Here is a 12,065-nt window from a genome sequence, read left to right on the forward strand (position 1 = left end):
CATGCGATCAACCCGAGCGTCTACGCGAAGCTGCCCGACGACACAGCGCGCGACCTCGCCCCCGATCACGCACACTGTCAACCTGACCAACCTGCTGGTGGTGCACCCCGATGTCGCCGCGAAGACGCTGCCCGAGCTGATCGCCCTCGCCAGGCGCGTACCCGGCAAGCTGACCTTCGGCTCGGCAGGCAACGGCCAGTCGAACCACCTGTCCGGCGAGATGCTGCGCAGCATGGCGGGCATCGACATCGTCCACGTTCCCTACAAGGGCAGCGCGGCGGCGATGACCGACGTGCTCGCCGGCCACATCTCGATGATGTTCGTCGACCTGCTGTCGGCCATGCCGCAGGTCAAGGCCGGCAAGCTGCGCGTGATCGCGGCGACAGGATTGCAGCGCTCGGCCGCGGCACCGGAGTTCCCGACATTGAACGAGTCGGGCGTGGCAGGTTTCAACGGCAACTCCTGGCTCGGCCTCGTCGGCCGCGCCGGCACGCCCAAGCCGGTGCTCTACAGGCTGGCCGAAGTCGTCACGCGCGGCCTGCTCGTCGAAGGCGTGCGCCAGAGGCTGCTCGAGCAGGGGGTCGAGCCGGTCGTTGGGAACGTCCGAGCAGTTCGCCAGCTCCATCGAGGCGGAGACGCGCCGGTTTCCAACGGTCGCAAACGCTGCAGGCATCAAGCACGAGTAGCGCCCGGAAGCGGCACTGCCGGCTGCGACGCTCGTCGGGCCAACCGCTTCGGGAAAGTACCGTGATTTGTCGTGAACAACCTAACGAACATGTGTTTGGCACAGATGATTGCGAAACGCGCTGCGCTGTCGCTTGCAACTTTCCACATCCAACTGAACACGGAGGCAATCCAGTGAGCCCTCGAAACTTGCTCCTCGGCGGTCTGGCGGCATCGGCAGCGGTCGCCGCACACGCCCAATCGAGCGTCACGCTCTAAGGGCTGATCGGACGCGAAGAACGGTAACGTGCCCGGTGGCGCGGCTTCCGGCGCGTGCAATGCAGCGGCGGGGTTCGCCGCGGCAACAACGCCCGCCTTCTGGCGCCGCAACGCATACGTCGGCCTAAAAAGCAGCCTCGGCGAGGTGACGCTGGGGCGCAACTACACCGCCGCGGTGATCAAGCAGGCCGCCACCTTGAGTGCGCTGCAGTCTGGCATCAACACGGCATGGCGACGAACCTCGCCGCGCAGGGCATCAGCAACGACTTCTGGAACAGCAACCAGATCCGCTACGACAGCCCCAAGTTCGGCCCGATCGACTTCTTCGCGCACATTTCGCTCGGGGAAGAGGTGACCGGGCGCAACTACGGCGGCAATGTCGGCTACAGCGACGGTCCGTTGGCGATCTCGCTCAGCTACCACCATGACGAGAACCTCGCCGGCGACGCGGTGAAGTGGATGATCCTGTCGGGCTCCTACAACTTCGGATCGTTCAAGCTGCACGTCGGCTTGGACGATGTGAACGACGACGAGGGCGTCGTCGGCTTCCGGGTTTCGAAGTTCTGGACCGTCGGCGCGAGTTTCAAGGCAACGCAGCAGCTGATCGTCGCCGCGCAGTACTGGAACCTCAAGGATTCCGCCTCGTCGAATTCGTCCAAGCAGGTGGTGCTGAACGCCGACTACCTCCTTTCTCGCCGGACGTCGCTGTTCGCCATGCTCGGTCACGTGAACAACAAGGACATCGCGGTGCTGCCGATCTGGAATTCCGGCGTCACCATCGCGAACGACAAGGTCTACGGGCTCGCCGCCGGCGTGCGCCATTCGTTCTAGACGGTATCTCCTAGGCTGCCGGTCAAGCGACCGGGAAGCCTATTGCGCGGCTCGGGACTTCTCGAGCCGCGCTCTTTTTGTGGCGACACTCGACGCGCGTCACGAGGCGCAGGGGGGTGCGCGCCTCACGCCGCGGACGCAGCGGCTCTCAGCCGCGCGTGGGCAACGCCTTGGCGCTCGTCGCCGGCCGAAAGCGCGGCAGGGTGATCCGGCTGTTGACCTCTTCACAGACCAGTTCGACCGCCATGCCGAAGTCGACGGACATCGGGTCGGCATCGACGAGCGAGCTAATCATGCGCGGCCCCTCCTCCAGTTCGACGAGCAGCACGGCATAGGGTGTGTCCTGCTTGAAGGCAGGCCCAGGCGCCCGGTGCACGACGCTGAAGGAGTGCACGGTGCCGCGCCCGCTTGAAGGCCTGTGCAGAAGTTCGGTCCCCGCGCAGCGCCGGCAGATCGCCTGCTGGCAGAACTGCACATGGCCGCAGGCGCCACAGTGCTGCAACAGCAGCCGGCCCTGCTGCAGGCCGTCCCAGTAGGCCTGCGAATCCGCGTCCGGCGTCGGCAGGGGCTTCGCGTGGGCTTCACTCGGATCGATGCGTCTCACAGTGCGGCCTCCGTGCCGAGAATCGTGGTGGCCTGTGTCGCAAAACCCGCACCCAGGCTGTGCACCAGCCCGACCTCTGCGCCTTGGACCTGCCGGTCGCCGCAGCAGCCGCGCAGCTGCTCCACCACCTCGAGGAAGTGCAGCAGCGACCCGGGCATGCCTGGGTGCGCGAAGGAGAGCAGGCCTCCATGGGTGTTGATCGGGACGCTACCGCCGTAGGTGATCTGCCGATCGGCCACGAAGCGGCCGCCCTCCCCCTTCGGGCAGAAGCCCAGGTCCTCGAGCATCATGATCACCGTGCCGGTGAAGCAGTCGTAGACACCGGCCACGTCGATGTCGCGCGGGCCGACGCCTGCCATTGCATAGGCCTTCGCGCTCGACTGCACCGCGCCGGTGGTGGTGAGCGAAGGCATCAGGAAGATGTGCTCGTGGGTGTAGCACTCCCCGCCGCCGAGGATGTAGACGGGCTTGCCCGCGAAGTCGCCGACCCGGTCGCCGGACGTGACGACGAAGGCCGCAGCCCCGTCGGAGATGAGCGAACAGTCGAGCTTGTGGTACGGCGTCGTCACCCAGCCGGAGCCCAGCACGTCGTCGACGGTGATCGGCTCCGTCATCTGCGCGCCCGGCGTGCGCATCGCATGCTCGCGATGAATGACGGCGACTTGGGCGAACTGCTCGGAGGTGGTCCCAAACTCCTTCATGTGGCGATGTGCCGTCATCGCGAAGGTATTCGCAACGGGAATGCCGAACGGCATCTCGTATTGCTGGTCACGGCTCTCGGTCATCGAGCGCAGCGCCAGGTCGGGAGACAGGCCGGTCAGCAGGCTGTCGGCACCCAGCACGAGCACGTTGTTCGCAAGGCCGCCGCTGACGGCGGCGGCGGCGATGTTGAACATCGTGGCCGCAGTGGCGCCGGACACCTGCAAGGTGTTCGAAAACGTGGGCGTGATGCCGAAGTACTCGCTGAACGCGACGCTGAAGCGGTGAAACGTCGCGGCGAAAGCGGCGCTCGTCAGCACGCCGTCGATCGCGCCTCGCTCGATGCCCGCGTCCGCGAGCGCGGCCTTCGCCGCATCGCTTGCCAGGGCCAGGACGCTGCGGCCCGGCACGCGGCCGACGGCAGACCGGCCAGCCCCGACGATGGCCGCCCGACCCCTGAGGCTTCGCACGCTCGGCGTCGAGCCGCCGGAAGGAATTGACATTGTGATCGTCCTCGTATCCCAATTGGCACGCCAGACTATAACCCTACCAACCGCTCGTTTGGCTTGCTCAGGCTTTTACTGCCGTGCGGTGTAGTAGTCATGTTCCATAAATGTAGTAACCGCATTCCATTGCGTCAGTCAATCTGATCGACCCGCGTCGCGGTCCGCGGGCTCCCATCGCAGCAACTCCGGCAGCAGAGCGACGCCCAATCCGCGATGCAGCATTTCGTGTAGCAACCATTGGCTTCGCCTTTCGACGATCGCCATCTGCTTCAGCAACGCTTCCTGGATTTCTCCCGTGCTTTCAACTTGCTGGCGGACGTCGAACATGCTGAGCCAGCGCACCAGACCAGTGGGCGGATGCAATGGCTCGCAGCGCAGCGGGGTGCCGGCAACGCAAAGCCGATGTCCAGCAGGTCGGTGTGCAGGCCCTTGAGTTGCTGCGAGAACGGCAGCTCGAAGATGCGGATACCCAGTTCTGGCTCTTCCTCACGGCTGCGCGCCAGCAGCGAGGCGATGCGCGGCTGGGCCGGGCTGTCGCATATGGCGATACGCAGGAAGCCCTGGTAGCCCTGCGCGGCGCCATTGGCGGCCTGGACGGCGTGGTCTACCGTAGCCAGCACGCGGCGGGCTTCGCCCAGCAGCACTTGGCCGGCCCAGGTCAGACGCATCTGGCGCGTACTGCGGTCGAACAGCGCCACGCCCAGCGAGCGCTCCAGCTCGCGCATCGTGCGTGAGACGGATGGCCATCCTGACATTGGCGATTTCATCGACGGACGCCTCGGCGCGCGAGGTTGAAATTGGTCGCCCCGATCTGTAGCGGTCGCCATATTCCATGAGAGCACCTTCGTTGTTGGACAGGTAGGCGCGCAACCCCTGGCAGTGAAGCAGAAACTTTCCCACCGCCGGGCCGAATTGGTCTCCGTTCAGGTAGATCGCCTCTTGTGCAAGGTGGCTCAGCGCCCGCAGTGCCCGACCTGCATCGGAGGCGTAGCCGTTCCAGACAAGGTCGCGAAGTCGTTCGACGTCGACCCTGATGTAGTCGAGGCCGGCTTGGTGCTTCGGCCGCAGGGCATAGATGCCGGCCAGCGCCTGCTCGATGTGACGCACACGCATCGAGATGTGCCACCAGTCGAGGATGTGGCGCACCTGCCCTCCCGTCGCAGTGCACACGAGGTTGGGCAGTGCAGGCTCGCCGTCGCTGATGGCAGTGACCGGGCGACCCGGTTGCCAGCCCCGAGCGAGCAGCGCAGCTCTGACGGCCTGCGCCGGCTGTGCAGCGCCCAGAGGCGCCAGTGCAAAGCGCTGCGGCGGCCTCCCCGCGGTCTCGACCTTGCCAACCGTCACGTCGAGGTGACGACTGTGGTGACCCGGTGCAGGTGTGCTCCCGTGAGGTGTAGTAGTCATGTTCCATAAATGTAGTAACCGCATTCCATTGCATCAGTCAATCTGGTCGACCCGCGTCGCGGACGTGTCCATCACAGTCCGCGTGAATCGGCGATCAGGTAGACTATTCGGCTGCGGGAAACCGGCCGGCAGCTGCAGCGGGCGGAAGCAATAAGCGACTGATACGGATTGGCTGCTGCCAGCATGGTCTATGCTCATGCCCGCGTAGCAAAGCGTCGATCGACCGCAGCGCCGACGGGAACTGACAAACCCATGTCGCGTTCACCGATCGCCTGTATGAGCCTCGACCTCCGACAACTGGATGAGGTCATGATTCATATGCCGAGTCATTTGGCCAGTTTGGTTCGTTGGCTGGTGGCAAGCGCTGACCTGCAGCGTCTGACCGCGCTTCTTGAAGCTTGGTCGACTCAATCCAACATCATTCCTTGCCTCGTACCGGACTGGAGCAGGTATGCGGAACAATGCATTAAAGTGGTCATCGAGGCGGAGCAGACTCCCGGCGAGACGCCGGTCGTCCTTCACCCCTCAACCATGACGCTGACCGCCTACGCGACGTCAGCGGCGATGCAGAAACGCTACGTGCCCGTCTCAACCTGCGCGTCGCCGCTTTATCTGGCGTCGCTGGTCGCCGCAGCTGTTGAAGGCGCAAACGCCTGAATCCGGTCGACTGTCTCAGCCGGTGTCGCCGCCCGCCACGGGCAGCGTGATCCCTGTGATGTAGGCTGCTTCGGCAGATGCAAGGAACAGGATGGCTGCCGCCTGCTCGTCGGGCGTCCCGTAGCGCTTGAGGAAGGTCGAGGATATGGTCTGGTCGACGATGGCTTGGTACCAAGCCTGTTGCTCGTCGTTCATCTTTTCGGTGTTGCGCGGGATTCGGCGCGGGCCGACATCGGTGCCCCCCGGCGCCACCGCGTTGACGCGGATGCCGCACTGCGCGTACTCGAAGGCCAGGCAGGTGGTCAGCGCGTTCACGCCACCCTTGGCCGCCGAGTACGGCACCCGGTGGACGCCACGCGTGGCAGTGGACGAGACGTTGACGATTGCACCGCCGCCCTGGCGCAGCATGTGCGGCAGCACCGCATGGCAGCACCAAAGCGTCGGGTACAGCGAGCGATTGATCTCAGCAACGATCTGCGCCTCGGTATAGTGCTCGAAGGGCTGGACCCTGATCGTGCCGCCGACGTTGTTGACTAGCACATCGATGCGTCCGTTCAGTTTCGCGGCGCGGTTCATCATGCGGCGGCAGGCAGCGTACTGTTCGACATCGGCGATCAGCACGGTGGCGTTTCCGCCAGCGGCGCGCGCCTCGTCGGCTACTTCGTGCGCAATCTTCGAGCGGTCCGCGAGTACCACGTAGGCGCCTTCTCGTGCGAGCGCGAGCGCGGTCTCGCGGCCGATACCCTGAGCGGCGCCAGTGACCACCGCGGTCCTGCCCTCGAAACGCCTGCGCGCCGGTTCGGACGTGCGCGCAGGCGCGGACAGGCGCTTGCCGGAGCCGTCGTGGGTGCGGTTTGATGCCTTTATCATTGCTGGTACTCCGCAGCGGCCTCGGTGCGTTCTCTACCGATCCTGAGGATTACCAGGCCGAGAGCCGCGAGCGCCAGTGGAGCGATCAGCGCAAGATAGAATCCAGACGGGCCGCCCTTTTCGAGAAACCAGCCACCGCTCGCCGAGCCCAGAATCGCGCCAACGCGGCCAAGCCCGATCGCCCACCCCGTCGCTGTGGCGCGTAGCGCCGTTGGATAGACCTCCGCCACAACATAGTTGAGCACTAGTTGCTGTCCACCAATTCCTATTGCGGCACCTGCTCCCAGCGCCAGAACCAGCGTCCAGTTGGTGCCGCTGTGGGCAAGCGCGAAACACATCGCCATGCCGAGCAAGAACATGGCGAGGAGCAACATCCTGATGTTGACCTTTGGCAGGATGGTCGCAAGCGGAATCGCGAAGATCACGAACATAGTGTTGACAACGACGGTTCCCAGCGGTGCGGACTCGGGAGCGAATCCGGTTGCCTTCAGCACGGTCGGAAACCACGACAGGAACATGAACCATGCGACCCAGTTGAACATGTAGATCAACCAGATCGCGGCGGTGTTGCGCCCCAGGCGGCGGGAGAAGAGTGAGGCGACGCGAGCGGGGGCCTCCGCTTCGGGTACATGGTAGATGCCGCCGGCCGGCATGCTCGGTGCGATCTGACGCACGATGTGCTCGATCCTTCTGTTCGCGTCTTCGGACTTCGATCGTGCGATAAAACGCAGCGATTCCGGTAGAGACGCGAGGATCACAGCGAGCAAGACCAAAGGCACCAGGCCGCCCACTATGAAAATTCCCTGCCACCCAGTGTGCGGCAGTATTCTAGAAGCAAGGAGCCCCCCGAGAATGGCACCGGCCGGCAAACCCAAAATGACGCTTGTCATCATCGTGCTGCGGCGATTCGCTGGGCAGTATTCCGCGGTAAGCGCCAGCACGATCGGCGTCGCGCCGCCCATGCCGAGTCCGGCGATGAAACGCAGTGCCAGGATTTGATCGGTGCTGGTTGCCCACGCCGTTGCAAGGGTAGCTCCGGCAAAGACGCCGACTGCCCAGGCCACCATCGGCCTCCGTCCGAACTTGTCTGCCAGCAGACCGAATACCATCGCACCCAGAACCATGCCGACGATGCCCGCCGTCAATATCGGCGCAAGTGCGGCAGCCTTCAGATTGAAGGCCTGCAGGATAGCCGGCCCAGTGAAGGCCATGGCCTGTGTGTCGAAGCCATCGCAAAGGGCGACCAGGAAACAGAGTCCGAAAATCCTCCATTGCAGCGGACTAAGGCGCGACTGATCGATCAAATCCGGTATGGACGTGGTGGTGGACATATGGTTTCCTCGTTATTCGATCGGACATCCGGGGGATATAAAGCTCGGACGCTTCTGCCTCGACGCCGGGAGCTGGTCGGCGTTGGGCAATGGCAATCTCCGTCGGAATCCCGCAAGGCCGCTGGGGACAGCCGCTCCGGCGCCCACACGCTTGGTGCCCGCCCGCCCGACGACGCCTTCGCCGCCGCCGCTTACACGCTGTAGATGTCCAGCACCGTGTCGATCAGGTCGTTCAAAACCACGATCTTCTTCTTGCGGATGCGCCATCCGCCACCTTCGGCCGGGACGAGTAGGTAGTCGTAGCGGCCGAAGAAGTGCTGTTCCGCGTTGCGCCTGAAGAGGTGGGCGACGAAGCTCGCGCTGACGCTGCAGGTCCCGTCGGCCGCCGGCGTCGCCAGAATGTTCGAGACGACGTGGCAGGTGCGCGGCATCGGATTCGATGCCGCCGACCGCCCAGTGCGCAACCGGAACACGCGGTCCTCGAGGCCCGTACGGTCGCCGTAGTAGATGAGCGATATCTCGGTCTGCGGGTCGGTGGTCAGCTCGTTGTCGGAATCCCACGAAGGGATCCAATACTCGGCCTGCCGGTCGAACAACGCGAGCCAGTCGTCCCAGCGCTTCTCGTCGACGTACAAAGCCTCGCGGTACAGCAGCTCCGTCACCGATTGCGTCGTCGTGCCGATGCCTGTCATTGCCCGCCCTCCTGATCGACGGGGGCCATCAGTTGGGCCCAACGTGCATGCTGGGCGAGGAAGATGCCTTCATCGGACGCCTTGTGGCCGCTGCTACCCGGTTGGATGCCGAGTTCCTGCGCGAGGTCGTCCTGGCCGGCGACCTCGTGCGCTTGGCCGCGCGACATGTCGCTCCAGCGCACCACGCTGTACTGGCTGCAGCCCACCTGGCTCTCGTTGAACTCGGTCAGGTCGTCGGGCGTGGCCATGCCCGAGGCGTTGAAGAAATCCTCGTACTGGCGGATGCGCTTGGCGCGCAACTCGGGCGCCTCGCCCACCGGCGCGAAGCAGTAGATCGTGACCTCGGTGCGGTCGACTGAAAGTGGTCGGAACATGCGAATCTGCGTGCCCATCTGGTCCATCAGGAACATGTTCGGGTAGACGAGCAGGTTACGCGAGCGGTTGACAGCCCAGTCGGCCTTCTCCTTGCCCATCGAGGCCGCGAGTTCCTCGCGCCGCGACCAGATCGGGCGGTCCTGCGGATTGGTGACGCTGGACCACAGCATGGTGTGGCCGTTGCCCAGGTCGTAGTAGCCGCCGCGGAAGCGGTTGAAGTCGCCCACCGCCATCACCTTCAGCGCCTGCCCGGCGGCATTGATCGCGGCGCGGTTCTTGATCATCTGCACGTAGTTGGCGTGCACTGAGTCGACGTGGTAGCCGTCGACGCCGTTCTCGGCCTGCAGCTTCCAGTTGCCGCGGTAGGTGTAGACCGAGCGGCCCTTGAGCACCTCGATGCCCTTGGGCGACTGCTCGACCACGATGTCGATGAAGGTCTTGCTGTCGGCGAGATAGTCGATCAGCGGCTCGGCGTCGCGGTTGAGCGTGGCGAAGAGGAAGCCGCGGTAGCTTTCGAGCCGCACCTTGGTCAGGCCGTGCTTGCTCTTGTCGAAGCCTTGCGGATACCCGGCACCGTCCTCATTCATTGGCGCCAGCAAGTTACCCTTCGCGTCAAACGCCCAGCCGTGGAAGCTGCAGACGAAGTTGCTCGCACTGCCCTTGGCATTGCGGCACAGCGTAGCGCCTCGATGCGAGCAGATGTTCACGAACGCGTTCAGCGCGCCGGTCTTGTCCCGGTTCACCACCACCGGCGTGCGGCCGATCCAACTCGTCACGTAATCCTTGGGCTTGGGCAGCTGGCTTTCGTGGGCGACGTAGACCCACACTTTCTCCCAGACCCGCTTCTGCTCGAGCTCAAACAATTCGGGGTCGACAAAGATGCGCCTGTCTACGGCGCGCACGCCGTCCTCGTGGCGGACGACGTCGTCGAGCATGGTTTTCGGAGCAGCGTCCATGGCAGGTTCCTTTGAAAAGCGGTTGAAGCGGCCGTCAATTGGCCTTGACGGATTCGAAGCCAACGACCTTGCGGTAGTACTCCCAGAACCCGACGATCGAAGACTCGGTGACGAGGTGGTCGGCGTCGCCGCCGCGGCCTCCGCCCATCGCGATGAAGGATTGCTGGCGGTCGTCGCTGGCGACGGCGCGCTGAACGATCTCCACCGCCTCGCCGTCCTCCATCGAGATCAGCCCGGCGGGCCCGATGAGGTTGCCCTGCTTGAGGCGGATTCGCTGCATGTCCGCATCGTCGTCGGCGTAGCCGAACGAGGTCCACACCAGCTCGAAAGCGCCCGGTCCATGCGTCACGATCTGGCGCACCGCCAGCGTGTTGGCGATCTGCTGCACGATCAGGTTCGGGAACACCGACAGGATGACCAGCGTCACGCCGTCGTCGAACTCGCGCCGACCCGCAAGCAGCGAAGGGTCCTGCAAACGGAACTGCGCGTTGAAGCTGCGCATGTACTTGTAGATCTCCTGGTCCTTCTGCGCGTCGTTGCTGTCGGAACTCGCCTGCAGGAGCGAGTGGCGGTGATCGGCGTCGAGCGTCACGCCGCCCTTCTGCGACGAGCGGTAGGTGCCGAAGGTGGTGTGGAACAGGTGCAGCAGGCTGGCGTGGTACGGGTCGCGCGTGTTCTCGGCGTACAGCTTCCAGTTGCCGTGGACGTACTGGCGCAGGTCGCCCAGCACGCGCAGCGGGCGGCGGAAGATCCGTGCCATCTGCGCGACGACCATCGGACCGAGGTAGTCGGCCAGCGCCGGTGCTTCGGCATCGAAGGTCGCGAACACAACGCCGTGCAGGCGTTCGGCGCGCAGCCGCTGCAGGCCGTGGCGGTTCATGTCGAAGTCCGCCGGCATGCCGCCCTGGCCCTTAATGCCCTTGCGAAAGGGCACGCCCACCAGCTTGCCGTCGGGCGCGTAACACCACTGGTGGTAAACGCATTCGAGCGAGCTGCGGTTGCCGCGCAGGTCACGCACCACAAGTGCGCCGCGGTGCGCGCAGCGGTTGACCGTGACGTGCACCGCGCCGTCCGCCGCGCGCATCACGATCACCGGCGTGTCGCCGATGCGCGTCGTCTTGTAGTCGCCTGACCTGGGGATCTCGGCCTCGAGCGCGACGAACGACCAGTGCGGCCCGCGGAAGATGCGTTCCTGCTCGAGGCGATAGACCTCGGGGTCGGTAAACACGCGGTACGGCACGCGAAAGCCCGTTTCGGCCTCGCGGGCCGGGGCTGCTGCAGATGGGCGGGCGGAGGCTTCGTGCATCATGACGTCGGTCCTTGGGCTACAGGGGACGAACCATCAGGCTGTCGATGCGATAGGTGTCAAAGATGACGTGCTTCTCGGCAAAGCGGAGCACGCCCTGCTCGGCGACGATGCGATCCACGTACTTGCCGGCGCTGTAGATCGAGGTCTCGCCGTTGCTGCGCGTCTGCAGCACAGCGTAGTTGCACTGCGCGCGCACCTCGTCGCCGTCGCGCGCGGTGATGCGCAGGTTGCTCAGCAGGTGGCGGTGGTAGTGCAGTCCGTAGATGTGGGCCTGGCGCAGCGACACCACGCGGTCGACGAGCATGCCCCGACTGTCGCAGTCGATCGCCGCCGCCGGCAGGCCGCGGTCGGCGTTCTCGCGCGGCACGACGCGGTAGACGGCGCGCTCGACGAAGAGATCGGGCCACTGCTCCAGGCGGTCGTCGTCGATGATCTCGACGTAAGCGGCGAGCAGTTGCTGCACACGGAAATGCAAGGCTTCGTCCGACAGTTCACCCAGGATCATGGCTGCATGCCCCGATCAGCCGGTGGTCGCATCGTCCGCGCAGGTGCCTGCGCCGAGCGCAGCGAAGACCTGATCGCCTTCGACCTTAACCGGATAAACCTTTAACGCCTTGGTGCACGGGAACGCCGTGACCGCGCCGGTGCGCACGTCGAAGCGGCCGCTGTGAAAGGGACACTCGATCTCGCAGCCGATGACCTCGCCTTCGGACATCGACGCCGCACCGTGCGTGCAGGTGTCGTCCATGACATAGAAGCCGTCGTCCAGCCGCACCACGGCGACCGGCTCGCGTCCGTCGACGGCAACCTGAAGGGCGTAGCCGGCCTCGACCTCGTCGGTTCGGGCGATGAAAGTGAACTCCGAAGCGTCAGTCACGCGATATCCCAA

The 12,065-nt window shown here is 64.8% G+C and carries 12 protein-coding genes and 1 pseudogene; 3 read left to right on the top strand and 10 right to left on the bottom strand.

Features of this window, described 5'->3' with window-relative positions; translation table 11 throughout:
• Position 1 precedes the first annotated feature (1 nt).
• Together Q392_RS02570 and Q392_RS02575 are read left to right on the top strand one after the other, a co-directional pair.
• Positions 2-751: a tripartite tricarboxylate transporter substrate-binding protein gene (locus tag Q392_RS02570; protein ID WP_412179391.1), complete on the top strand. Its 750-nt coding sequence runs from the start codon at positions 2-4 to the stop codon at positions 749-751.
• Between the two features lie 219 nt (positions 752-970).
• Positions 971-1,773 (top strand): annotated as a pseudogene (locus Q392_RS02575) (porin).
• Positions 1,774-1,921: 148 nt separating this feature from the next.
• Here Q392_RS02575 and Q392_RS02580 read toward each other — a convergent pair.
• From Q392_RS02580 to Q392_RS34145, 3 genes are all read right to left on the bottom strand, one after another.
• Positions 1,922-2,377 (bottom strand): Zn-ribbon domain-containing OB-fold protein, encoded by a 456-nt coding sequence (locus tag Q392_RS02580; RefSeq protein ID WP_239656081.1) that lies wholly within the window; start codon positions 2,375-2,377, stop codon positions 1,922-1,924.
• Positions 2,374-3,579 carry a thiolase C-terminal domain-containing protein gene (locus tag Q392_RS02585; RefSeq protein ID WP_051952767.1) on the bottom strand — a complete coding sequence of 402 codons (1,206 nt, stop codon included), beginning with the start codon at positions 3,577-3,579 and terminating at the stop codon, positions 2,374-2,376. Before Q392_RS02585 ends, Q392_RS02580 begins: the two co-directional genes overlap by 4 nt.
• 272 nt (positions 3,580-3,851) lie before the next feature.
• Positions 3,852-4,409: a LysR family transcriptional regulator gene (locus Q392_RS34145; protein WP_425425151.1), complete on the bottom strand. Its 558-nt coding sequence runs from the start codon at positions 4,407-4,409 to the stop codon at positions 3,852-3,854.
• Between the two features lie 853 nt (positions 4,410-5,262).
• Between Q392_RS34145 and Q392_RS32615 the strand changes: the two genes are divergently transcribed.
• On the top strand, positions 5,263-5,643 hold the full coding sequence (locus Q392_RS32615) for a hypothetical protein (protein WP_057591431.1): 381 nt from the start codon (positions 5,263-5,265) through the stop codon (positions 5,641-5,643).
• 15 nt (positions 5,644-5,658) lie between these two features.
• Here Q392_RS32615 and Q392_RS02600 read toward each other — a convergent pair whose 3' ends face one another.
• From Q392_RS02600 to Q392_RS02630, 7 genes are all read right to left on the bottom strand, one after another.
• Positions 5,659-6,513, bottom strand: coding sequence for a 1,6-dihydroxycyclohexa-2,4-diene-1-carboxylate dehydrogenase (locus tag Q392_RS02600; RefSeq protein WP_082321588.1), 855 nt, complete (start codon positions 6,511-6,513; stop codon positions 5,659-5,661).
• Positions 6,510-7,844, bottom strand: coding sequence for an MFS transporter (locus Q392_RS02605; RefSeq protein WP_038200815.1), 1,335 nt, complete (start codon positions 7,842-7,844; stop codon positions 6,510-6,512). The genes Q392_RS02600 and Q392_RS02605 overlap by 4 nt, the downstream gene beginning before the upstream one ends.
• A 191-nt stretch (positions 7,845-8,035) precedes the next feature.
• Positions 8,036-8,536 carry an aromatic-ring-hydroxylating dioxygenase subunit beta gene (locus Q392_RS02610; protein ID WP_038200816.1) on the bottom strand — a complete coding sequence of 167 codons (501 nt, stop codon included), beginning with the start codon at positions 8,534-8,536 and terminating at the stop codon, positions 8,036-8,038.
• Positions 8,533-9,867 (bottom strand): aromatic ring-hydroxylating oxygenase subunit alpha, encoded by a 1,335-nt coding sequence (locus Q392_RS02615; RefSeq protein WP_038200817.1) that lies wholly within the window; start codon positions 9,865-9,867, stop codon positions 8,533-8,535. Before Q392_RS02615 ends, Q392_RS02610 begins: the two co-directional genes overlap by 4 nt.
• Positions 9,868-9,901: 34 nt before the next feature.
• Positions 9,902-11,176 carry an aromatic ring-hydroxylating dioxygenase subunit alpha gene (locus Q392_RS02620; protein WP_239656083.1) on the bottom strand — a complete coding sequence of 425 codons (1,275 nt, stop codon included), beginning with the start codon at positions 11,174-11,176 and terminating at the stop codon, positions 9,902-9,904.
• Between the two features lie 16 nt (positions 11,177-11,192).
• A complete protein-coding gene (locus tag Q392_RS02625; RefSeq protein ID WP_038200818.1) occupies positions 11,193-11,681 on the bottom strand; it encodes an aromatic-ring-hydroxylating dioxygenase subunit beta in 489 nt (162 codons plus the stop codon).
• 15 nt (positions 11,682-11,696) lie between these two features.
• Complete coding sequence (locus Q392_RS02630) at positions 11,697-12,053, bottom strand: non-heme iron oxygenase ferredoxin subunit (RefSeq protein WP_082321587.1); 357 nt, start codon at positions 12,051-12,053, stop codon at positions 11,697-11,699.
• Between the last annotated feature and the right edge of the window lie 12 nt (positions 12,054-12,065).

The organism is Xenophilus azovorans DSM 13620 (assembly GCF_000745855.1).
In the GTDB taxonomy this organism is placed as follows: Bacteria; Pseudomonadota; Gammaproteobacteria; order Burkholderiales; family Burkholderiaceae_C; genus Xenophilus; species Xenophilus azovorans.